This window comes from Metabacillus sp. RB-C-LZQ-3-1, assembly GCF_058315175.1.
On the sequence record NZ_JBZFLI010000009.1, the window covers coordinates 167,082 to 190,419 of the forward strand.

Annotated in this window: 26 protein-coding genes; 19 read left to right on the forward strand and 7 right to left on the reverse strand. The window is 35.5% G+C overall.

Annotated elements, in window-relative coordinates; translation table 11 throughout:
* The first annotated feature begins 153 nt into the window (after positions 1-153).
* Complete coding sequence (mbcS, locus tag AC4GZ8_RS15770) at positions 154-1,737, forward strand: acyl-CoA synthetase MbcS (RefSeq protein ID WP_491082846.1); 1,584 nt, start codon at positions 154-156, stop codon at positions 1,735-1,737.
* 96 nt (positions 1,738-1,833) lie between these two features.
* Complete coding sequence (locus AC4GZ8_RS15775) at positions 1,834-3,417, forward strand: amidohydrolase (RefSeq protein ID WP_491082847.1); 1,584 nt, start codon at positions 1,834-1,836, stop codon at positions 3,415-3,417.
* Positions 3,418-3,610: 193 nt separating this feature from the next.
* Here the strand turns inward: AC4GZ8_RS15775 and AC4GZ8_RS15780 are convergent, their stop codons facing one another.
* Positions 3,611-4,411: an NAD kinase gene (locus AC4GZ8_RS15780; protein WP_491082848.1), complete on the reverse strand. Its 801-nt coding sequence runs from the start codon at positions 4,409-4,411 to the stop codon at positions 3,611-3,613.
* A gap of 157 nt (positions 4,412-4,568) precedes the next feature.
* On the opposite strand from AC4GZ8_RS15780, the gene sppA reads away from it, so the two are divergent.
* The 7 genes from sppA to AC4GZ8_RS15815 all read left to right on the forward strand — a co-directional run bounded on the left by sppA (position 4,569) and on the right by AC4GZ8_RS15815 (position 11,010).
* Entirely contained in the window at positions 4,569-5,573 is a 1,005-nt protein-coding gene (gene sppA, locus AC4GZ8_RS15785) for a signal peptide peptidase SppA (protein ID WP_491082849.1), read from the forward strand.
* Between the two features lie 12 nt (positions 5,574-5,585).
* The gene (locus AC4GZ8_RS15790) at positions 5,586-6,140 is read left to right on the forward strand and encodes an RDD family protein (RefSeq protein ID WP_491082850.1); all 555 of its coding nucleotides are present in this window, start codon (positions 5,586-5,588) and stop codon (positions 6,138-6,140) included.
* 157 nt (positions 6,141-6,297) lie between these two features.
* Positions 6,298-6,975, forward strand: a complete 678-nt coding sequence (locus AC4GZ8_RS15795; protein WP_491082851.1) for a DUF2953 domain-containing protein — start codon at positions 6,298-6,300, stop codon at positions 6,973-6,975.
* A gap of 74 nt (positions 6,976-7,049) precedes the next feature.
* The gene (ytfJ, locus tag AC4GZ8_RS15800; RefSeq protein ID WP_491082852.1) at positions 7,050-7,508 is read left to right on the forward strand and encodes a GerW family sporulation protein; all 459 of its coding nucleotides are present in this window, start codon (positions 7,050-7,052) and stop codon (positions 7,506-7,508) included.
* A 131-nt stretch (positions 7,509-7,639) separates the two neighbouring features.
* Entirely contained in the window at positions 7,640-8,140 is a 501-nt protein-coding gene (tpx, locus tag AC4GZ8_RS15805) for a thiol peroxidase (RefSeq protein WP_491082853.1), read from the forward strand.
* Between the two features lie 298 nt (positions 8,141-8,438).
* Positions 8,439-9,434 (forward strand): class I SAM-dependent methyltransferase, encoded by a 996-nt coding sequence (locus AC4GZ8_RS15810; RefSeq protein WP_491082854.1) that lies wholly within the window; start codon positions 8,439-8,441, stop codon positions 9,432-9,434.
* 388 nt (positions 9,435-9,822) lie between these two features.
* Entirely contained in the window at positions 9,823-11,010 is a 1,188-nt protein-coding gene (locus tag AC4GZ8_RS15815; RefSeq protein ID WP_491082855.1) for an acetate kinase, read from the forward strand.
* A 161-nt stretch (positions 11,011-11,171) separates the two neighbouring features.
* On the opposite strand, the gene AC4GZ8_RS15820 is transcribed toward AC4GZ8_RS15815, so the two are convergent.
* Positions 11,172-11,321 (reverse strand): hypothetical protein, encoded by a 150-nt coding sequence (locus tag AC4GZ8_RS15820; RefSeq protein WP_491082856.1) that lies wholly within the window; start codon positions 11,319-11,321, stop codon positions 11,172-11,174.
* Between the two features lie 242 nt (positions 11,322-11,563).
* On the opposite strand from AC4GZ8_RS15820, the gene AC4GZ8_RS15825 reads away from it, so the two are divergent.
* Together AC4GZ8_RS15825 and AC4GZ8_RS15830 are read left to right on the forward strand one after the other, a co-directional pair.
* Complete coding sequence (locus AC4GZ8_RS15825) at positions 11,564-12,400, forward strand: EcsC family protein (RefSeq protein WP_491082857.1); 837 nt, start codon at positions 11,564-11,566, stop codon at positions 12,398-12,400.
* 16 nt (positions 12,401-12,416) lie between these two features.
* Positions 12,417-12,929 carry a MogA/MoaB family molybdenum cofactor biosynthesis protein gene (locus AC4GZ8_RS15830; RefSeq protein ID WP_491082858.1) on the forward strand — a complete coding sequence of 171 codons (513 nt, stop codon included), beginning with the start codon at positions 12,417-12,419 and terminating at the stop codon, positions 12,927-12,929.
* Between the two features lie 137 nt (positions 12,930-13,066).
* Here AC4GZ8_RS15830 and AC4GZ8_RS15835 read toward each other — a convergent pair whose 3' ends face one another.
* On the reverse strand, positions 13,067-13,384 hold the full coding sequence (locus AC4GZ8_RS15835) for a hypothetical protein (protein ID WP_491082859.1): 318 nt from the start codon (positions 13,382-13,384) through the stop codon (positions 13,067-13,069).
* Between the two features lie 242 nt (positions 13,385-13,626).
* On the opposite strand from AC4GZ8_RS15835, the gene AC4GZ8_RS15840 reads away from it, so the two are divergent.
* The 7 genes from AC4GZ8_RS15840 (at position 13,627) to AC4GZ8_RS15870 (ending at position 20,381) form a co-directional block, all read left to right on the forward strand.
* Positions 13,627-14,826 (forward strand): argininosuccinate synthase, encoded by a 1,200-nt coding sequence (locus AC4GZ8_RS15840; protein WP_491082860.1) that lies wholly within the window; start codon positions 13,627-13,629, stop codon positions 14,824-14,826.
* Complete coding sequence (gene argH, locus AC4GZ8_RS15845) at positions 14,823-16,196, forward strand: argininosuccinate lyase (RefSeq protein WP_491082861.1); 1,374 nt, start codon at positions 14,823-14,825, stop codon at positions 16,194-16,196. Before AC4GZ8_RS15840 ends, argH begins: the two co-directional genes overlap by 4 nt.
* Positions 16,197-16,387: 191 nt before the next feature.
* Positions 16,388-16,549 carry a hypothetical protein gene (locus AC4GZ8_RS15850; protein ID WP_491082862.1) on the forward strand — a complete coding sequence of 54 codons (162 nt, stop codon included), beginning with the start codon at positions 16,388-16,390 and terminating at the stop codon, positions 16,547-16,549.
* A 462-nt stretch (positions 16,550-17,011) separates the two neighbouring features.
* Positions 17,012-17,779: an SDR family oxidoreductase gene (locus AC4GZ8_RS15855; protein ID WP_491082863.1), complete on the forward strand. Its 768-nt coding sequence runs from the start codon at positions 17,012-17,014 to the stop codon at positions 17,777-17,779.
* Positions 17,780-17,865: 86 nt separating this feature from the next.
* Positions 17,866-18,546, forward strand: coding sequence for a metal-dependent hydrolase (locus tag AC4GZ8_RS15860; protein WP_491082864.1), 681 nt, complete (start codon positions 17,866-17,868; stop codon positions 18,544-18,546).
* Positions 18,547-18,708: 162 nt separating this feature from the next.
* Complete coding sequence (locus AC4GZ8_RS15865) at positions 18,709-18,954, forward strand: hypothetical protein (RefSeq protein WP_491082865.1); 246 nt, start codon at positions 18,709-18,711, stop codon at positions 18,952-18,954.
* A 110-nt stretch (positions 18,955-19,064) separates the two neighbouring features.
* Positions 19,065-20,381 (forward strand): DRTGG domain-containing protein, encoded by a 1,317-nt coding sequence (locus tag AC4GZ8_RS15870; protein ID WP_491082866.1) that lies wholly within the window; start codon positions 19,065-19,067, stop codon positions 20,379-20,381.
* A gap of 103 nt (positions 20,382-20,484) precedes the next feature.
* On the opposite strand, the gene AC4GZ8_RS15875 is transcribed toward AC4GZ8_RS15870, so the two are convergent.
* Entirely contained in the window at positions 20,485-20,778 is a 294-nt protein-coding gene (locus AC4GZ8_RS15875) for a YtpI family protein (RefSeq protein ID WP_491082867.1), read from the reverse strand.
* Positions 20,779-20,942: 164 nt separating this feature from the next.
* Between AC4GZ8_RS15875 and AC4GZ8_RS15880 the strand changes: the two genes are divergently transcribed.
* Positions 20,943-21,884 carry a DHH family phosphoesterase gene (locus tag AC4GZ8_RS15880; RefSeq protein WP_491082868.1) on the forward strand — a complete coding sequence of 314 codons (942 nt, stop codon included), beginning with the start codon at positions 20,943-20,945 and terminating at the stop codon, positions 21,882-21,884.
* Positions 21,885-22,068: 184 nt separating this feature from the next.
* On the opposite strand, the gene AC4GZ8_RS15885 is transcribed toward AC4GZ8_RS15880, so the two are convergent.
* The 3 genes from AC4GZ8_RS15885 to ytrH all read right to left on the reverse strand — a co-directional run bounded on the left by AC4GZ8_RS15885 (position 22,069) and on the right by ytrH (position 23,333).
* Positions 22,069-22,257, reverse strand: coding sequence for a YtzJ family protein (locus tag AC4GZ8_RS15885; protein ID WP_491082869.1), 189 nt, complete (start codon positions 22,255-22,257; stop codon positions 22,069-22,071).
* Between the two features lie 240 nt (positions 22,258-22,497).
* Positions 22,498-23,001, reverse strand: a complete 504-nt coding sequence (ytrI, locus tag AC4GZ8_RS15890) for a sporulation membrane protein YtrI (RefSeq protein ID WP_491082870.1) — start codon at positions 22,999-23,001, stop codon at positions 22,498-22,500.
* Positions 22,998-23,333 (reverse strand): sporulation membrane protein YtrH, encoded by a 336-nt coding sequence (gene ytrH, locus AC4GZ8_RS15895; RefSeq protein WP_026560822.1) that lies wholly within the window; start codon positions 23,331-23,333, stop codon positions 22,998-23,000. The genes ytrI and ytrH overlap by 4 nt, the downstream gene beginning before the upstream one ends.
* Between the last annotated feature and the right edge of the window lie 5 nt (positions 23,334-23,338).

Here is a 23,338-nt window from a genome sequence, read left to right on the forward strand (position 1 = left end):
CTTGTTTACAGGCCTTACTAGGTCTGTTTTGTTTTTTATGACCATAAGATAGTATTAAGTTAAATAATTGATAGAGTACAACATTTGTAAGATTTCAAAAGTTTGAATCATTAGGTATAATATGTATGTAAGATCCAAGAAGGAGGGGGAAACATGGTAAGAGAAGAGCTTCTTGCACCACCAATTTATAATTTAGTCGAAGAAATAGAGAGATTTTCAGAGGATGCTACAAGGGTGGCGCTTAAATGGGAAAATGAAATAGGTGAGAAAAGTGAGATTACCTATCGTTCACTCATGAAAAGAGTAAATCAGATTGGAAACGCTTTCAAAAATGAGGGGCTGAAGCAAGGAGACACAGTTCTTGTAGTGATCCCGCGAGTAATTGATGCATATGCAGTTTATTTAGGAGCCTTAAAGGCTGGATTGGTCGTCATTCCCAGCTCTGAAATGTTACGTACAAAAGATTTGCAATACCGAATAACACACGGCGATGTAAAGGCTGTTGTAAGTTATGGATTATACACGAATGAATTTAAAGACATAAAAGAATATGATTCAATTAAAAAATTTGTTATCCATGGGTCTGAACACGATTGGATTTCTTTAGAAGAACTGTTAAGCATACAAGATTCCAACATGGAACTGGTAAAAACAGAATCAACCAGTATGGCATTTATCTCCTATACTTCTGGAACAACTGGTAATCCTAAAGGAGTTGTTCATACACATGGCTGGGCATTTGCACATTTGCGTACGGCTGCTAAAAATTGGTTGAGTATAAACGAGGAAGATGTTGTTTGGGCAACAGCAGGACCAGGCTGGCAGAAGTGGGTTTGGAGTCCATTTCTATCCGTTTTGGGAAGTGGAGCAACTGGATTAATTTATCACGGTAAGTTTAATCCCGAAAAATATTTACAGCTTCTTGATAAGTATCAAGTTAATGTTTTATGTTGTACTCCGACTGAATATCGATTAATGGCAAAAGTTGAAAACCTAGAAAATTATTCACTTTCAACGTTACATAGTGCGGTTTCGGCTGGTGAGCCTCTGAATCGCGAGGTAATCGAAACTTTTGAGAAATATTTTAATGTACAAGTTAGAGATGGATATGGCCAAACGGAAAATACATTATTGGTTGGCGTTATGAAAGGTATGGAGATTAAACCAGGTTCTATGGGGAAACCGACACCAGGGAATGACGTTAAAATCATTGATGATGAAAGTAATATTTGTAAAGTTGGAGAGGTTGGAGACATCGCTGTTCATCGAGATACCCCTGCTTTATTCAAGGAATATTATAAAGATTTTGAACGTACAGCTATGCAATTTAGAGGCGATTATTATATAACGGGGGATCGTGCAAAAATGGATGATGATGGATACTTCTGGTTTGAAGGGAGAAGTGATGATATTATCATTAGTTCAGGCTATACGATTGGACCATTTGAAGTTGAAGATGCACTCGTAAAACACCCTTATGTAAAGGAATGTGCAGTTGTTGCTAGTCCCGATAAAGTGCGTGGAAATATAGTGAAAGCATATGTTGTGTTGCGAAATCCATCATTAGCGGACAATCCTGACATTATCAAAACAATGCAGGAGCATGTAAAGGCTCTAACAGCTCCTTATAAATATCCACGTGAAATAGAATTTGTCGAAGATTTGCCGAAAACAACTTCAGGGAAAATTCGCCGAGTTGTACTAAGACAGCGAGAATTACAATTAAAGCAGGGATAATAATACACTAGAACCGAGACACGACTCTCGGTTTTTTTTGTTTGGACCTACATATGCTACTCTTATTAAAAAAGGTTGAACATGGAGGGATGGATAATGGGTACGTTATGGTACGGGGGTAAAATTTATACGTTAGAAAGCGAAGGTGATACGGTAAATGCCGTGTTCACTAAGAATGGTCAAATCATAGCCACTGGAAGTACTGAAGCTCTTAGGGAGCAATTTGATAAGGAAATAACAGAAGAACAAAATCTTCAAAATTATACAATGATACCAGGACTAGTCGATAGTCATTTACATTTAATAGGTCATGGGGAAAAGTTATTAAGATTAGATTTTTCAAATATGAAGAATTCTACAGATATGATTGAAAGTATAAAGCTCAGAGCTAGTGAGGTACCTGAAGGACGCTGGATCATAGGAGAGGGGTGGAATGAAAATCAATTAGAGGATAAAAAAATTCTTCATAGAACAGAATTGGATAAAGTAGCGCCAAATCATCCTGTGTTGCTAAAACGTGTATGCAGACATGCGATGGTCGTTAACTCTAAAGCCTTACAACTTGCGAATATTTCCAAGGAAACAATTGATCCTGCAGGAGGCGTGATTGTTAGAGATGAGGATTGTCATCCTACAGGTTATTTACTAGATAAAGCACAGGATCTTATCCTAAATATTGCCCCGTTTCCAGCTCAGGAAGAAATACAATATGCACTAGAGACCTCAATAAAGGATTGCTATAAAAAAGGGCTGGTCGGTGGACATACTGAAGATCTATCTTATTATGGAAGCTTAGAAAATACACTGAATGCATTTTACAATATTCTAGGAAAGGGGTTGAAATTTCGAAGTCATTTGCTAGTTCATCATCAAGTGATTGATGAATTACATAGGAGCAAAAGAGAGAACAATGAGTTTATTGAATTTGGAGCAATGAAAATTTTTGCAGATGGTGCCTTAGGAGGCAGAACAGCTTTATTAAGCTTTCCCTATAAAGATGATCCAACCACCTTTGGAGTTGCCATACATTCAAAAAAAGAATTAGAGGAGTTAATTAAAAAAGCGAGAGGGTATGAAATGGAAGTTGCCGTCCATGCCATTGGTGATTTAGCTTTTGAATGGGTTCTTAGCTTAATTGAAAAACACCCACCTAAAAAGGGTCAGCATGATCGCATTATTCATGCTCAAATTTTAAGGAAGGAGTTAATTGAAAAAGCAAAGTCTTTACCAATCGTTCTTGATATTCAACCTCGTTTTGTTGCGAGTGATTTCCCTTGGGTAATCGATCGAGTTGGGGAGGAACATTTAAATACGTGTTATGCATGGAAAACTCTAACTGAAGCAGGGATTGCTTGTGCAGGGGGATCTGATGCTCCTATAGAGCCTGTTGATCCAATTCTAGGAATCTATGCAGCAATGACAAGGACAAGTGTTTACGAAGGTTCAAAGAAATCCTATTTGCCTGAACAAAAGCTTTCCGTTTTTGAAGCCGTAGAATTATATACTAAAGGCAGTGCCTATGCTATTCATAAACAAAATAAGCGAGGGATCATAAAGCAAGGCTTCATAGCTGATTTTACGGTATTTGATCAAGATATTTTCACCCTAAATCCTGAACAATTATTAGAAACAAATGTAGTCATGACTATTGTAGATAATGAAATAATGTATAAAAAATAAAGTGAAACTAACCATCAGTGGGGGAGTCTTCATCTCCTGCTGATGGTTAGTTGAACTAATCGGACCTTTACGGGCAGCTATCCCCCACCTATGCTCATTGTAAACTCAGAAGCTTGAGGTGGGGGTCTTACTTGGTAAGAGTGGGATAAACCACACAGGAGTACAGTGTTGCCTGTATCCTTACCTTTTACTTTTATAAAAACGTTCTTTTTACTTTTTCCCAGAACGAGTTATCTTTTAACTTAACTGTTTTGATAGGGAGTTCACTTAATCCATACTCAAGCTGTTGAACATGGCGAATACTAAGTGCTTCATTATCTATACCTATAATTGGGTAATCGTTTCCATCCTGAACCACTTTAAGAGTTAATTTTCGTTTATCGCTTAAAATAAATGAGGAACCTAAGGTACGGTATAAATTATTGTTTAAAGATGCCAGTTCACTAACCTGCAAGCATGGGATCATAGGGTCTACGACTGCTCCGTTTACTGATTTATTGTATGCTGTACTGCCAGTAGGAGTAGCGATTAACATTCCGTCACCTCTAAATGTTTCGAAGTGAAGATCATCAATAAAAACATCAATGACAAATGTTTTAATAATACTTGAGCGAACTGAACACTCATTTAGACATTTAAATGTAGTGTTATTGTCAATTTTTACTTCTAAAACAGGATAACGTCTAACTTCAATTTGAGATTCATTCATTGCTTGTAGCATTTTTTCCCGATCATCAAGATGGAAATCACAATAGAGGCTTATCGTATGATCAACGCCAATTCCTACATACAAACAATCAGTTCTGAAATTTGTTTTTCTAACTGCTTGAAGAAATGCACCATCTCCACCAATACTTACAATGATATTTGCCAATTTATGATCTTCTACTACATGAAAATCTCTTTCTTTTGCAAAATTGATTAGTGAATGAATTTTATCAATTATGCTTTCATCTTTCTTGTAATAAAAATAAACATTACGACGGTCTGACATAGTAATTCCTCCTTTTTATGTATATCTCCACATTTTTCCTGGAAGATGGTACAATACTCTATGTTGTTTAGTTTACCACTTTTACATAATTAAATGTTTGAATCTGCTAGATAAAACATAATGAAATTCATAGTGAAAATTAGGGAGGTAGATTTCGATGAATGGTAAACGATGGGGAGCAATTGTCATTGCAGGTGTTTTATTTGTATTTTCCATCATTATTAGTTCGACCATGATGTTCCTAAATCAAAGTGAAATGTTTTCTGAGGCTTTTGCGAGCGGAACAGAATTTTCAGAAGACGTAATTGAGGAAGGCTCTGAATTCAGCAAAATTCTAGTGCTAAATGTAAATGGAGTTATTCAAGACACAGGTGAAGATGTAACATCCTTCTTCAGCACTGCAGGTTATCAACATCAGACATTTCTTGATATGATTGAGGCTGCAGGAGAAGATGATACGGTTAAAGGAATCATTTTACGTGTGAATTCACCGGGCGGCGGAGTAGTCGAAAGTGCTGAAATACATAAAAAGCTTTTAGAGTTAAAGGAGTCTAGTAAAAAGCCAATTTACGTTTCAATGGGAACACAAGCTGCATCAGGCGGCTATTATATTTCAACCGTTGGTGATAAAATTTTTGCGGCACCAGATACATTAACAGGTTCTCTGGGAGTCATTATGCAATCTATTAACTATGGTGAGCTAGCTGAAGAATATGGTGTGAAATTTGAAACGATTAAAAGCGGGCCATATAAAGATATTTTCTCACCTACACGAGAAATGACAGAGGAAGAAAGAAATATATTACAAGCAATGGTGAATAATGCATATGACGGCTTTGTGAATGTGATAACGGAAGGGCGCCCATTATCAGAGCAAGAAGTTCGACAAGTGGCAGATGGGCGAATTTATGACGGAAGACAAGCGAAGGAAATTAAGTTAGTTGATGAATTAGGCTATTTTGATGATACTGTAGAGGCTATGAAAAAGGATTTAAAGCTAGAGGATGCAAAGGTTATTGAATATGGATCAGCATTAGGGTTTGGAAATTTCCTTTCAATGAGTGCAAGTAAAATATTTAAGGAAGAGGCTGAGTTATCTACTCTGCTTCAGCTTTTGTCAAATTCAAATTCGCCAAGATTAATGTATTTATATTCTGAATAAGGGGGAATGAACGTGGACTCTACATTTGAAGGCTCGTATCAAAATGAAGATATTGACCAGCAGCCTGTCGAAAAGGAAACGATCGTTCATTATCCGAATTTGCTTGCTGGATTTTGGATTCGTTTTTGGGCATATTTAATAGATTTACTTGTAATAGGAAGTGTCAATCGTATTATCATTTATCCTTTATTCAGTTTTATTGGTTTAGATAACAGCAACTCTTTTATTTTCTCACCAGTTTCCATTGCAACAGCTATTACGTATTTTCTTTACTTTGTTATCATGACAAAGCTTCTTAACCAAACCTTAGGTAAAATGATATTTGGGTTAAAGGTTGTAGCACTGAAAGACAAAAAGCTGAGTTGGGGGACAATTATTTTCAGAGAATTAATCGGCAGATATATTTCAAAAACAATATGGATTGGGTTTTTAATTACAGCTTTTACGCCTAAAAAGCAAGCATTGCATGATATTTTTGCTGACACTCTAGTTATTCATGAAAAAGTTTTTTCAAAAGAAGTGAGTGAAAAACAGGTATTAAGCAATGTGAATCCATCCGAAATATAGAAAACTATGCTACTTATTATCAACCCTGTTATTTATTTAGCAGGGTTTTGTGCATATGTGTAGATAGTTAATTCAAGGCTGAAACCTGCTATTTATTTTGCAGGTTTATTTTGTATATATAGGGGTGATAATGAGAAATTGAAAGGATGTGATGAATTTGTTCTGGGTCATAATTATTCTAGTCGTATTATTTATTATTCTTTTTCTTATTTTCATCACAAAATTAACAGTTATCTTGGATCTTCAACATATTGGAGATGATGATCATTTTAAAATTAAACTACGTGCTTGGCGATACATTAGATATACAATAAATATCCCTCTTGTGAAGATTGACGATGAAGCTAATATCATCTTAAAACAAGAACAAAAGCCCGGGACTGAAGAGTCTAAGCGAAATGTAAAAGAAGCACAAAAAAAAATAACACCTGAGGAAGAAGTTAAGGCTCTGCGTGATGTGAAAGAAATTCTCCAGCATGTTATAGGGATGCATAAAATTGTTCGCCGTTTTTTAAAGAAAATAAAAGTGAAAGAATTAGAGTGGCATTCTCAGATTGGAATAGGAGATGCTGCACATACCGGAATGTTATCTGGAGCTGCTTGGTCTATTAAAGGTAGTGTTGTTGGATTAATCAGCAGCTATATGCAATTACAAGCAACCCCTGTAATGACTATATCACCGGCATTTAATGTCTACTGTTCTAAGACAAAATTCAAATGTATGATTCAGTTTAGAATCGGGTATGCTATTTTCGCAGGTATTCAGTTCATAAAATATTGGCGAGGCGGACGTCCAAAATTAAAAAGTAAGCCATTTTCATTTTTTGCAAATTAACAAAATGGTAGTAGACGACAACTTCGATATTATGAACATGATCGTTTAAACATTCTAAAAGGAGGATACATACTATGAGTGATCATCCAATTCAAGGATTAATGAAAACTGCAATGGAAAACCTTAAGCAAATGATTGATGTTAATACGATTGTAGGTGATCCAGTTGAAACACCAGATGGAAGTGTTATTCTTACTGTATCAAAGGTAGGATTTGGATTTGCAGCTGGTGGTAGTGAATTTAATTCAACAAATACGGAAGAAACCGATGGGCAAAAGGCACCTAAACTTCCATTTGGTGGAGGAAGTGGTGGAGGCGTTTCTATTACTCCAATAGCATTTTTAATTGTATCATCCAACGGAGTGAAAATGCTTCACCTAGACGAGAGTACGCATTTATATGAGAAAATACTAGAGGCTGCACCACAAGCAGTTGAAAAGATTCAAGGAGTTTTTAAGAAAAATAAAGATAGTGAGACAAAAAGTGACCCGCTTGAAAATGGCTCAAATCAAAAGCAAGATTTAGATATTTAAACTGCCTAGTTACTAGGCAGTTATTTTTTCGGAGTAGTATATTTACAAGATTTACTCAAACATAATTATTGATAATTATGGTAAGCTAGGATATATTTACTCTGTACATAATTATAAGGGAGGAATTCGGTATGGCTTCAATTACGTTTAAAAATAACCCGGTAACACTGCTTGGAAATGAAGTAAGTGTAGGTGATCAAGCACCTGATTTCACTGTTTTAGCAAATGATCTATCACCTGTTTCGTTAGCGAATTCAAAGGGGAAAGTACGAATTATCTCTGTAGTACCTTCTATTGACACTGGCGTATGTGATGCTCAAACTCGTCGTTTTAACGAAGATGCATCACAACTAGAAAATGTAGAAGTTTTGACCATCAGTATGGACTTACCATTTGCACAAAAAAGATGGTGCGCTTCAAATGGTCTTGAAAATGTTCAAACATTATCAGATCATCGTGATGCATCATTTGGTGAAGCGTATGGAGTACTTATTAAAGAATTACGTTTACTTGCTCGTTCTGTATTTGTAGTAGATTCAAACGACAAAGTAACATATGTTGAGTACGTAAGTGAAGCGACAAATCATCCTAACTATGAAGCAGCAATTGAGGCAGCAAAATCAGCTCAATAAGGATAAAAATACCAAAAGGGACTGTTCGATAGAGATCAGTCCTTTTTTGTTTCTTCTTTTTTATAGAAGGAGAGAATTGATTTCATTTATCCCGCTTAACGGGCAGTAAGACCCCCGCCTCAAGCTTCTGAGTTTACATAGAAGGTAGTTGGGGAATAACTGCCCGTAAAGGTCCGATTGGTTTTACTAACCATCAATGATGAATGAAGTTCCGCCGGTGGAAGTTTCACTTTATTTTGACTAAAATATGAAGTATGTCTAGAATGGTAAGAGGTAAAAGGCTAGGAGGAGTAAATGAATGAAAACAATATCAAAAATCGAGAATTTATTTACGGTTATTAATGAAACAGCAGATTTACTTGCTAAGGAGTGTAAAATTACTTATATAGAGGCATTGGCTGAAACAGGGGAAAATTTATTTCAAGGATCAATTCTTCAGGAAAACCTTAGTGAAGTAACATTAAAAAGCTTAGAGAGAAAATATGAATCAATTTCTTTAGATACATTTGAAAAAGAAGAACTACGCAAAGCCTATCAATTAGCAATCTTAAAAGGCTTAAAAGAAGGTGCTCAACCAAATCATCAAATGACACCTGATACAATAGGATTGTTTTTGGGATATTTAGTAAGTAAATTTATTGGAAATAGAAAAGAGCTTTCAATTTTGGATCCAGCGGTTGGTACAGGAAATTTACTAACAACCATATTAAACTATTTGGGGATAGAAACTATAGAAAGCTATGGTGTTGATGTTGATGATCTGCTTATTAAACTAGCCTATATTAATGCAAACTTGCAAGAGCATCCAATCCACTTTTTTAATCAAGATAGTTTAGAGAGGCTATTAATAGACCCTGTCGACGTTGTTCTATGTGACTTACCAGTAGGGTATTATCCAAACGATCTAGAAGCTGCTAAATATCAATTAAAGGCAGATGAGGGCCATTCCTATGCGCATCATTTATTCATGGAGCAAAGCATCAATCATATAAAGGAAAATGGATATCTTTTCTTTATTGTTCCTAATTCATTATTCGAAACAAAAGAAGCGCCTAAATTGAATAAGTATTTAAAAGAAGTAGCTATTATTCAAGGATTTATCAAATTACCATTATCACTATTTAAAGATGAAAGACATGGTAAGAGCATCTTGATTCTACAGAAAAAAGGTCCGGAAGCAAAAGCGCCTAAACAAGCAATGCTTGCGGAGTTACCAAAGTTTTCGAATATAGATGCGATGAATTCAATTATGAAACAAATGGATCAATGGTTTAAAGAGAATAAGGGGATATAAAAGAGGCTCAAATTTGTGCCTCTTTTTTTTGGTTCTTTTATCCTCATCTTTAAATGAAACAGCATTTATTTATCCTGAATGTTCAAAGAAAACGCTTTATAAATCAGAGTAAAATTATTTGAATAATACGAATATTACCTGTAACCGATTGCAATTTCATCAAGTTCTTGAAATGTTGAAATGGCAGTGTTTAAATGGAAAAGGCAGATAATAATCAGTGACATTTTGTAAAGAATAAGAATGTTTAGTTTAAAAGGACAAGAGGTTATTTTTAGAAGAAAATTCTTCCTTAGATCCTCTCAATTATTTTCGTAATTTGCTGATCGTTTTACATAATTATTTTTTGTTGTTAACGACAGTTGCATAAAATGAAAAGGAGCGTAACAAAATGGCAAAAATTATCGCAATAAATGCAGGCAGTTCGTCATTAAAATTCCAACTATTTGATATGCCAAGTGAAAAAGTTTTAACAAAAGGTTTAGTTGAAAGAATTGGAATTAACGACTCTATATTTAGTATATCTGTTAATGATGAAAAACAAACAGAAGTGACAGACATACCTGATCATGCTGTTGCTGTTAAAATTTTATTATCTAAATTAACTGACTTAGGCATTATCAAATCCCTAGATGAAATCAACGGGATTGGTCACCGTGTTGTTCATGGCGGTGAAGTTTTTAATGACTCTGTTTTAATTACAGATGAAACACTTCAAAAAATTGAGGAGTTATCTGATTTAGCTCCGCTTCATAACCCAGCAAATGTTGTTGGAATTAAAGCATTCAAAGAAGTATTGCCAAATGTGGATGCTGTAGCTGTATTTGACACAGCCTTCCATCAAACGATGCCAGAACAATCATTTTTATATAGCTTACCTTACGAATATTATGAAAAATATGGTATCCGGAAATATGGTTTCCATGGTACATCACATAAATATGTATCAGAACGTGCTGCTGAAATCCTCGGCAGACCAATTGAGCACCTTCGTTTAATTTCATGCCACTTAGGAAATGGAGCAAGTATTGCGGCAATTGAAGGCGGTAAATCAATTGATACGTCAATGGGCTTCACACCACTTGCAGGAGTGGCGATGGGAACACGTTCAGGTAATATCGATCCAGCGTTAATTCCATTCATCATGGAAAAAACAAATAAATCTGCTGATGAAGTATTAGATATCTTAAATAAGAAGAGCGGGATCTTAGGAATCTCAGGTTTATCAAGTGATTTACGCGATATTCACAAAGCCGCTGAAGAAGGTAATGAAAGAGCGAAAACAGCATTAGAGGTATTTGCTAGTAGAATTCATAAATACATTGGTTCTTATGCTGCAAGAATGTCAGGTGTTGACGCTATTATCTTTACAGCAGGTATTGGTGAGAACAGCAGTGATATTCGTGCTCGTGTCTTAAAGGGCTTGGAGTTTATGGGTATTTATTGGGATCCTGCTCTAAATTTAGTTACTGGAGAAGAATCATACATTAGCTACCCGCATTCACCAGTAAAAGTCCTAGTAATTCCAACTAATGAAGAAGTTATGATTGCACGCGACGTTGTAAGATTAGCTCAATAATATGTTAAGAAGGCAACCTTTATGGTTGTCTTTTTGTCTTATCAGAGATGGATTGACTTATAAGAAAAATGGCATGTGTTAAAGGATTGTATTTTTTAACACATGCCTATCTGATAAAATAAAATTTATTAGCATTTCATATAACATTTTGTCCTGTATCATTAATATTTAACACCTACAAACTTTAGTTTATTATTTTCATTTCCTCTTTCTAAAATAATTTTCTTCACTTGTGAAATTGCATCAACCATCCCGTTTGCTTTAATGACAATCTCATCAGATCCGATTGTGAAAATAAATTGTTTCATCATGATCAAACACTCCTTTTAATTGGTAGCTTGAGAACATGATATGTCAGAGTAACACCTCTTTCTAGTTGGTTGTTAGGTTTTATTCCTTACTTTTCTTGTCGAAAATGATGAGTCTGTAACAAAATCTTCAAAAATGGTCGTGAACTAAGTTATTTCTATAACAAAGCTGTTTTATGATATGATGAAAACAAACTAGGTCACCAAATTATACCTTTTACGACATCGAATAAGGAGACAGGCGGATGAACGAATTAGAACGTGAAAATGCAATTCTTGAGGAAATCAAAGTGTGGGAACATGAGTTGCAAAATGATGTTCGTACAGACTTTCAGCGTACGTTTAATCGATGGTTAAATCGAAAAATGGAAGACATACCCGATCGAATGAAGAAGATGTTTTACAATAAAGTAGATGCGAGTCTGTTTAATTTACATTCCGTTATACAAAATTCCTTTATCCAACAAGATGCCAAGAAACAAATCCTTCTCTCAGCCCGAGCTTTAAACGAAAACATAAAGGAAATTAGTGATCTACACCTTCTATCCATCGATCAGCTTCATTATCTAGCTGATTTACAAACTTCTAAGCACAGGCTATATTCTTTTTTTCAAGGAGGCATGACTGGGACAGGGGGAATCTTATTAATCGGTGCTGATATTCCTTTGCAAACAATATTGAACTTGCGATCTATTCAAATGATCTCAATGTGTTATGGGTATGAAATTAATAATCCATATGAAATGATGACATCTTTAAAGGTATACCATGCTTCACTAATGCCTAAGCATTTACAGTACTACCAGTGGAAAGAACTAAAAGAAGAAGTCCATTCACAAAATCGAATGAACTATTTTTATGAAGGAAATGAAGACTTAGCTGATGCGAAAAGTGTAGAATTTTTCCTAAAGCAAATCGCAAAGCTTTCTGTCTTAGCTTTGTTTAAACGTAAATTAATTGCTGGGATTCCGGTTGTGAGTATGATGATAGGTGCTGCAGGAAATTATCATGCAACTCGACAAATCACTGAATTTGCTAATAAATATTATCAATACAGATTAATATCTGAGGCAACAAAATGAAGAATAGGAGGTTATGATGAGTACGTTCGAACATAAGCTAGAAGCTCCCAACCAGGTTAGATGTAAAGTCATTACTGTAAGTGATACAAGAGATAAAGATAGTGACAAAAGCGGTCAGCTAATTATGAGGTGTTTAGAGGAACAGGGTCATATTATTGGTGATTATGAAATTGTGCGTGATGAAAAGACATTAATTCGAAGCTCTATTTTAAAAGGCTGTGAATCCAAAAATATCGATGTTGTTCTAACAAATGGCGGAACAGGTATAGCCAAAAGAGACGTGACAATCGAGGCAGTTGAATCACTGATTGAAAAAGAAATCCCTGGCTTTGGAGAGATTTTTAGAATGCTTAGTTATCGTGATGATATAGGGTCTGCGGCTATTTTAAGCAGAGCAATTGCAGGTGTTTCGATGGATACAGCAGTATTTGCCATGCCTGGATCTTCGGGCGCTGTTAAATTAGCAATGGAAAAACTTATTTTACCCGAAATAGGGCATGTTGTTAGAGAAATTCGAAAAGATTTATAAAAGAAGGCTGTCACTAAAGCCTTCTTTTTTTCATGCGATCAAAAAGTATAAAAATTTTATGGATGAACATATTAAGATAAGTTAAGGCTTTCACCATTAGGATTTGGTGACAAGCCGAGTTTTTCTTATAAACCTCTTTAATTCTGGATCATTGTATTTGAGAGATCTTGAGTTGTTCTAAACCAGATCCATAAATCATTGATAATCGAAGCAAGCTCTGAAATTTCATGATTTAACTCACATGACCGATCAAAATCTTCTTCGGTGTTTAAATCTTCTTGCTTCTTGTTTATCTCTTCTTCTAATTCTATGATCCGGTCTGGAATATGGCCGCGAATTGTTTCCCATTCAGTTATTATTCTATTTTGGGCCTGAAGGCTATAGCTATTCCATGCTTTTGATAACTGAGGAATCCTTATTTTGAGTCTGGGATCATAGGTAAAGTATTCGTTCAAATTTCCTTCCTCCATTCATGATCTTTTCCTATTTTACAATAGCTCAATAAATTCCTCTACCATCACATAAGTTGGAAATATGCATAAAATACAATAAATTTTAATTTTTATACAAAGAATCTACGAAAATATGCAAATTTCTATTGACGAGATAGGGAACAGTTGGTAAAGTGATACCTATACAAAAGGTGTATTTTTATAAACATATATTAATTTTTATACAACCAAGGAGGAACAAATAGATGAAAAAGGTAGTTTTAGCTTATTCCGGAGGATTAGATACCTCTGTTGCAATTAAATGGTTACAAGAGCAAGGATACGATGTAGTAGCTGCATGTCTTGATGTAGGTGAGGGAAAAGATACAGCATTCGTACAACAAAAGGCTCTGCAAGTAGGTGCGGTTGAATCATACATGATAGACGCTAAAGAAGAATTTGCAAATGATTTTGCTTTAGTAGCTCTTCAAGCACATACCTTATACGAAGGAAAATATCCGTTAGTTTCTGCATTATCACGTCCGTTAATCGCGAAAAAGCTTGTGGAAATTGCAGAAAAAGAAAACGCAGTAGCTATTGCTCATGGCTGTACTGGAAAAGGGAATGACCAAGTACGTTTTGAAGTTTCGATCAAAGCATTAAATCCAGATCTTGAAGTACTTGCTCCGGTTAGAGAATGGGGCTGGTCACGTGAAGAAGAAATTGAATATGCTTCAAAACACGGTATTCCAATTCCTATCAATTTAGATAGCCCTTATTCAATTGATCAAAACCTATGGGGAAGAAGTAATGAGTGTGGTATCTTAGAAGATCCATGGGCTGCTCCGCCTGAAGGTGCGTACGATTTAACAACACCTTTAGAAAAAACGCCTGATCAAGCAGAAATAATTGAAATTGATTTTGAGCAAGGTGTTCCAGTAAAGATCAATGGTAAAGCATACCCATTACATGAACTTATTTTAACGTTAAATGAGATAGCTGGTAAACATGGTGTTGGACGTATTGACCATGTTGAAAACAGACTAGTTGGAATTAAATCCCGTGAAGTATACGAGTGTCCAGGTGCAATGACGTTAATCAAAGCACATAAAGAACTTGAAGATTTAACACTTGTAAAAGAAGTGGCTCACTTTAAACCAGTCATTGAGCAAAAACTTGCCGAGCTTATTTACAATGGCTTATGGTTCTCACCATTAAAACCAGCTTTACATGCTTTCTTAAAAGAAACACAAAAATACGTTACAGGTACTGTGAGAGTGAAATTATTTAAAGGTCATGCCATCGTTGAAGGAAGAAAATCAGAGTATTCTTTATACGATGAAAAGCTTGCAACATATACAAAAGATGATGCATTTGATCATAATGCAGCGATCGGCTTTATTGAGTTATTTGGACTACCAACAAAAGTAAACAGCATGGTAAAAAACAAGAAGGTGGAAGTATGAAAAAACTTTGGGGTGGACGCTTTCAAAAAACCCCTGAACAATGGGTGGATGAGTTCGGCGCATCCATCCATTTTGATCAGGAATTAGTTGAGGAAGACATTACTGGCAGTCTTGCACATGTTGATATGCTAGGCAAGTGTGGGATTATCAGCAAAGAAGAAGCAGAACAAATTACTAATGGTTTAACAACTCTTTTAGAAAAAGCAAAAAAGAAGGAACTTGCTTTTTCTGTTAATTATGAAGATATTCACTTGAACATTGAAAAAATGTTAATAGATGAAATTGGGCCTGTTGGAGGTAAGCTACATACAGGTAGAAGCCGAAACGATCAGGTGGCGACAGATATGCATCTATATTTACGGAAGCATGTTGCTATGGTGATTGAACTAATTGAAGGTCTTCAAAAATCGATCATTGGAAAAGCTGAAAAAAATGTAGAAACGATTTTACCCGGATATACACATCTGCAAAGAGCACAGCCAATTTCATTTGCACATCATTTAATGGCTTATTTTTGGATGTTAGACCGTGACAAGCAAAGATTTACAGAATCTCTTAAGCGAATCAATATCTCACCATTAGGAAGTGCTGCACTTGCAGGAACTACATTTCCGATAGATCGTGAATATACAGCAAAAAAGCTTGATTTTGACGGTATTTATGAAAATAGCCTTGATGGTGTAAGTGACCGTGACTTTATTATCGAATTTCTAAGCAACAGCTCCCTGCTTATGATGCATTTATCACGCTTTTGTGAAGAAATTATATTATGGTGCTCTCAAGAATTTCAATTTATTGAGCTTGATGACACATATGCAACAGGCAGCAGTATTATGCCGCAAAAGAAAAACCCTGATATGGCAGAATTAATTAGAGGAAAGACTGGAAGAGTATACGGTAATTTAATGTCATTATTAACGATTCTGAAAGGACTTCCACTTGCCTATAACAAAGATCTTCAAGAAGATAAAGAAGGTATGTTTGATACTGTAAAGACAATTGAAGGAAGTCTGCAAATCTTTATCGGAATGATTGACTCATTAAAAGTGAATAAAGAAAAAATGGAAAAGGCAACATCTGAGGACTTTTCAAATGCAACTGAGTTAGCGGATTATCTTTCTACAAAGGGTATGCCATTTAGGGAAGCACATGAAGTTGTTGGAACACTAGTGTATCAATGTATCCAAAAGGGTATTTATTTAAAGGATTTACCTTTTGAAGAATATCAAAAAGCCTCTAACCTTTTTGGAGAGGATATCTATGAGATGATTAATCCTTATGAGGCTGTAAGAAAAAGAATAAGTGCTGGTGGGACTGGCTTTGAGGTTGTAAAGCAAGCTCTTCAAAAAGCAAAAGCAACATTATCATAAAGTGAAACTTCCATTAGCAGGGCTTCATTAATTTGACCTTTACTGGCAGAAGTTATCTCACTCCTACCTTCTTTGTAAACTCATAAGCTTTTTCTGCCCGTTTAAAAGTGGGATAAAAAATCAATCGTATAAGCTCCTTATTTTCAGAGACACTAATGTTCGTATAACTGAAAATAAGGAGCTGAGTTGTTTTGAAAGAAAAAAGAATAACAAGACAAACGTATTACTATGACCACCTTGGTGAACAAGAAACGATGCAACAGCTTTCAGATTCCTATTCTAGTGGAGTTGTTGAACAACAGTACGATCCTAATTTTCTCCAAGAGCATCTTAGAGTAAGAAGGGATTCTTAAAAAATTATTGAACGCTGGCTTAATAGTAAGTCAGCTTTTTATTTAAAACTTAGCAGGAATAACTACTTTGACATCCATCTTCGAAGCACAGGATGTGCAAGTGTACTCTTGGAGATTGACGTCTCGATTTTTGACTGCCAGCGCCTAGCCCCTCTAGAGTCTAGCTAATTTAGAATTGAAGGCAAAGGACGCCTTTCAGTCTAAATCATCTTATTTGCCCTAGTCTAATCAAGGCCCGTGCGCTTTTGTTTATCCCTCCAATTCCTCCAACATAAAAATCCACAAATTTAACAATTAATTCACTACAAAAAAGCAATAAAAATAGAAACAATAGATATTTTCGTTTATTGTTATAGTAGCAGCTAAAATTGAAATCCCATGTATAAAGGGATAATTAGTAAAGAGAACAAATAAAGATGGTAAAGAGAATAAGACAGGTTAAAATGGGGAGGAAATGATATCGTGAGACATGCCCTTATTACTGCAGGCTCAAAGGGGTTAGGAAAAAAGGTGACAGAAGAATTTTTGAAAAAAGGATATTCTGTCACTGTTAATTACCGAAAAGATGTTGAAGCAGTAAATGAGCTCAGAATGAATTACTCTCATCTTCTTGATCGCATTTTATTTGTTCAAGGTGATGTAACAAAAAAAGAAGATTTAACAAATATGATTGATATATCACTAGAACGCTTTGGAAGAATTGATTGTTTAATAAATAATGCAGGACCTTATATTTTTGAACGAAAAAAGCTTGCCGATTATACCGATGATGAATGGTACCAAATGATCGAAGGAAACTTAAGTTCTGTTTTCCATTTATTTAAAAAGGTTGTTCCGATCATGAGGAAACAAAAGTATGGAAGAATTGTTACATATGGTTTTCAAGGGGCAGAATCTTCACCTGGCTGGCTTCATCGGTCTGCTTTTAGTGCAGCTAAAGTGGGGTTAGTATCTTTAACAAAGTCAATCAGTATTGAAGAGGCTGAGCATGGTATCACAGCCAATATGATTTGCCCTGGAAATATAATTGGAGAAATGAAGGAAGCGACCATTGAACAATCGCGAAAAATGAGAGGTGTTCAATCAAAAACACCGATTGGACGTTCAGGTACAGGAGAAGACATCGCTCGAACTGTGGCGTTTATTTGTGATGAAAATTCGGATATGATTACTGGATCAATTATAGAAGTAACTGGTGGAGCAAACGTTATCCATCGATTTCATGTATAAAGAAGCAAAAAACTTGTTTAAGGGTTTTGATACTGGGTAAAATTTTATAAGGCTAAGATGTCAATTTATAGAAAGCGGTGAATAGTTTGCAAGTTTCATATCATGGTCATTCAGTTGTTCAAGTTAAGTGTAACAACAAAAAAATTATCATTGATCCATTTATTAAAGGTAACCCTTTAACAGATTTGACAGTAGATCAAGTAAACGTAGATGTTATTATCCTTACACATGGCCATAACGACCATGTTGGGGATACAGTTGAGATCGCGAAGAAAAATAATGCTTTGGTCATTGCACCATATGAGTTAGCTGTTTACATAGGCAAGAATGGAATAGACATTCATCCGATGAATTTGGGAGGGGCTTATCAATTCGATTTTGGAACCGTAAAGCTTACACAGGCTTTTCATGGCTCTAGTTATCAGGAAGAAGATGGAACTGTGATATACACAGGTATGCCTTCAGGTGTATTACTTTCAGTTGAGGACAAAACTCTTTATCATGCAGGGGATACTGCATTGTTCTCAGATATGAAAATGATAGGTGAGCGAAACTCAATTGATCTCGCGTTTTTACCTATTGGCGATAATTTAACAATGGGCCCTGAAGATGCAAAGGATGCTGCAAATTGGTTGAAAGCTAGGAAAGTTGTTCCAATTCATTACGATACTTTTCCGGCTATCAAGCAAGATCCAGTAAAATTCTCTCAGATGCTTCCAGAAGGTGTTGGGCTTCCTTTAAAGGTTGGAGAAACATATAACGTGTAAAGTGAAACTTCCATCAATGGGGGCATACTGCCTGTGGGAAGCGGGTAAAATGGAATTGACGTATCGCTGTGATACGTCATTTTTTTGTCTCAAAAACTTCTTTTCTACATTGTCCATGCATACACTAGTACAAACCTTTTTTGTGAAAGGATGATTTTTGAAATGAAAAATTTATTTTATGCGTTTCTTGCGTTATTAATGCTTTATTTTGGCTTACAAAACATCACAATAACAGGTGATCAGATGCAGACAGTGTTTGTGTTAAGTTGGCTGTGTTTAGCAATTTTTGTGATCGGCGGTAACTTTGCGCAGTACTTGTATCGTCCAAAACAAGCAGTTTCTTCAAAGCAAATTAAAGCGTATAAAGAGTCAATGCAAAGAAAAAGACAACGTCAAACGATGCGTTGATATAAGCCAATATCACCCTTATAATATAAGTGGATACGTTTATAATGCGACTGCTTTATAACGAGTGGTGTTTGCAGATAGATGTACAAATAAAAAAAGGGTGATGCAGCTTGGCTACAAAGCACGAGCAAATATTACAGCATATAACTTCCCTACCAGTGGGAGAAAAGATTTCCGTCAGGCAAATTGCAAAGGACATTAATGTTAGTGAAGGAACAGCCTATCGAGCAATAAAAGAAGCAGAAAATAAAGGCTATGTAAGTACGATTGAACGCGTAGGAACGATTCGGATTGAAACAAAGAAAAAGGAAAATTTTGAGAAACTAACGTATGCAGAAGTTGTAAATATTGTTGATGGTCAGGTTTTAGGTGGACGAGCAGGTTTACATAAAACATTAAACAAATTTGTCATTGGTGCCATGAAACTTGATGCGATGATGAGATATACAGGTGCTGGAAACTTGCTGATAGTAGGGAACAGAACAACCGCTCATCAATATGCGTTAGAGGCAGGAGCCGCAGTGTTAATTACAGGCGGGTTTGACACCGAAGATAGTGTAAAAAAGCTGGCAGACGAACTTGAATTACCGATTATCTCTACAAGCTATGACACGTTTACTGTTGGAGCCATGATTAACCGAGCAATTTATGATCAGTTAATTAAAAAAGAAATTGTGCAGGTTGAAGATATTTTAACTCCTGTAGATAAAACAATTTGCTTATATACTTCAGACACAATTGCCACATGGTATCAACATAATTATGAAACCGGTCATGGACGCTTTCCGGTTATTGATCAAAACCTTAAGGTACAGGGAATTGTAACCTCGAAGGATATAATGGGTAATGATCATTCAACCCTGATTGAAAAAGTGATGACAAAGAATCCGATAACAGTAATTGGAAAAACGTCTGTTGCATCAGCTGCTCAAATAATGGTGTGGGAAGGGATTGAACTACTCCCGGTCGTTGATCAACATAATCGGCTTCAAGGAATTATTAGCCGTCAAGACGTACTCAAGGCCCTTCAGGTTATTCAGAGACAGCCGCAAATTGGGGAAAAACTTGATGATATTGTGACGAATCAGTTTGTAACAATTGATGATGATTCGAAACGAAGCAGCATTTTCCGTTGTGAAGTAAGTCCGCAAATGACAAACCACTTAGGTACGATATCATATGGCGTCTTTACAACACTTGTCACCGAAGCTGTAAATCGATTTTTAAGAGCACAAAAAAAAGGCGATATTGTTGTTGAGAATATTACCATCTATTTCATTAAACCCGTACAAATGGAATCAATGCTTGAAATACATCCGAAAATACTTGAAGTAGGGCGTAAATTTGGAAAGATTGATGTAGAAGCGTTTAGCAATGGAGTTGTCGTCGGAAAGGCGATGTTGATGGTACAGTTAATAGAGAGATAGTGAAAAGAAGAGGTGTAATAGTCTTAGATTTTAGAAACATAAGACTAACCACCTCTTTTTATTTTGTTTGCCGGGTCTGCTAAAGGCCATTTCCGGATTTTTCTTATTGCTTCATTTCATTCAGTACTTGGGGCAAATAGTGCTTGTAAGCTCGATATCCTGCCCATGCACTAGCAAAGCCGATCAAAAGGAAGACTGCTCCTATTACAAAGGACAATGTTGATCGATAAAGAAATAGCTGATTCATTCCAAAAAAGGCTACAAACAAACCTAAAGCAATGCTTGATTTTGCCGATATCCAACGCTTTTCAATTGGCTTATTTGATCGATAAGATTTGATCTTATAGTAGAGATAAAAAGCGAACGTGAAAATAATAAGGACAACTAAAACTGGCATTCTAAAACCTCCATAAGGTTTAACTCTCTCTTTTTTTTTTCTTATTTATTTTACCATGTCCATGATAAAAAAAGTGATGAAAATGATCAAGCTAATGATTCGTTCTTTTTAATTCTGGAAAATTATGATTTAATAACTTAATAAAAGGTAAAAAGGAGAACGAAATGAAAGAACAAATTTTAGAAGAAATTCGCACTCATGATTCCATCATTATTCATCGCCATGTTCGTCCAGATCCTGATGCTTATGGCTCACAATGTGGGTTGGCTGAAATTTTAAAAGCATCTTATCCAGAAAAGAACATCTATGTGGTTGGAGAATCAGAACCATCACTTGAGTTTCTGTATAAAATGGATCTCGTTTCAGATGAGCTATATCAAGATTCATTAGTGATTGTATGTGATACTGCAAATCAAGCAAGAGTCAGTGATCAGCGTTACCATACAGGGAAAAAACTTATTAAAATTGACCACCACCCAAATGATGATCAATATGGTGACCTTATATGGGTAGATACAACTGCAAGTGCAACAAGTGAAATGATCTATGAACTATATTTAATGGGAAAAGAAAATGGATTACAGCTTTCTAAGAAAGCTGCAGAGCTTTTGTATACTGGAATTGTTGGTGATACAGGAAGATTCCTTTTTCCAAGTACAACAGAGAAAACATTTCAATATGCTAGTGCATTAATTTCTGTAGGTATTAAACCAACACCAATTTATGATGAGCTTTATAAAACAAAGCGAAATGTAGCTAAATTAAGTGGGTTTGTACTTCAAAATTTTTCTTTAACATCTTCAGGTGCAGCGTCGATGAGGATAACAAAGGAAATGTTAGAAGAATATGAAGTTACACCTTCAGAGGCTTCACAACTAGTGGGAATTTTAGGAAATATTGAAGGTGTAAAAGCATGGGTATTTTTTGTTGAAGAAGAGTCACAAATTCGTGTAAGACTCCGGTCAAAAAGTCTTGTGATCAATGAATTAGCTAAACGATATAATGGTGGAGGTCATCCGCTTGCTTCTGGTGCATCTGTATATAGTTGGAAAGAAGCGCACCAAGTCGTACGTGATTTAGAAAAGCTATGCCAAGATCATAATTGATGAAATAAAGGGCTGTCATTAGTTTAAAGACAGCCCATTTCTATGGACTAACTTCGGCAAATATTAGCTAACAAAACTACATGAGGAAATTTAGCTTGAGGGAAAAGACCGATTGTACATCTTAGATGGAAAAATTGAGATGATCACCAAGGTGAGGATATTGCTATCACAGAGATAAAAGCGCTTACTTTTCTCTAATTGGAATGAACCAAAAACCAAACTCTGTTACATCTTCGTAAACATCAAGTTGTAATTTTTTTAGTTCTTTTTTAATTAATCCAGCAAGCTCAGCTGACTCAGCGTATGCTGAAAAACCTTTCTTAATGTTTTCGACTTTTTCTTGAGCCACTTTCTTTGAATTGAAAATATACATAACTCATCCCTCCTTATCATATTCTCCTAAAGATATAGTGTTTTACATAGGATAACAAGGCAATGATTTTAGTGGCTTTATAAGGGTTTGAGGTGAATATTGGAATAATTAAGAGGAGATGAAGCCAATTTTAGGTTTAATTGGCTTCGTGATCATTTTCCTTGTTTTTCCTACTTCTATTTTATCAAAAAACAGAGAAATTGCGATTTATTTTTTATTTGGATTGGATCATATTCTCGACTAATCAAGAAATGATATTTCTACTTCAATGTATAAAGTGGTGTGTAACAATAATTTCGTCATCTCAAGTTTGTATTTTTTACCATCAAATTCAAAGATACGGTTTTCAATCGTCCGCTCAATTAAAAGCTGACTAGAGGATATGCTTTCAATATCTTTGGCGATTAAATCATTTAAATCTTCTTTAACTTTGTTTTCTATATTTTTAACCCTAAAATCTTTAAATAGGTAACGATCTCCATTTGTTAAATGGACCTTGATTTCTTGTATCGTTAATTTTTCTTGTGCTTTTTTATTTAACTTAGTATATTCTTCCTGATAGATCTTTTTATCGTTCTGTAATTCTTGAATTATTTGTTTTTGCTCATTTATAATTGTACTGTGCTTTTCCTGATTCACACCATAAATAAATAGAAAAACACCCCAACTGATGACTGCTCCTATTGCTACACCAGCAAAGAATCTTTGCCAAGTAGGCTGCTGATAATGTGGCGGAATTCTCATGATAAATGCTCCTGAGTTAACCAAGTAATAAGAAGCCAGCCTGTTTGTGCTCCTCCCATAGCTGAAACGATTAAGAGTACTTGCTTGACAATATCTCTTGTTTCACCTTGAAAAATTCCGCGTTCAAAGCTATAAAATGCGTCAAATGTTCCACCTATTGCTGCAACAAGAGCCCATATTTTTAATCGATTTGCAAATTCAAACATTTTAGTTAGAGGTGGTTCCCCGGCTAAGAATGCACCGATGGCCCCAATTAAGGTCCCTCCTAAAAGCACTCCTAAGGCAATAAAATAACTATGAATAAAAGCCGGCATAAAGGCTTCTTTGTCCATATCCA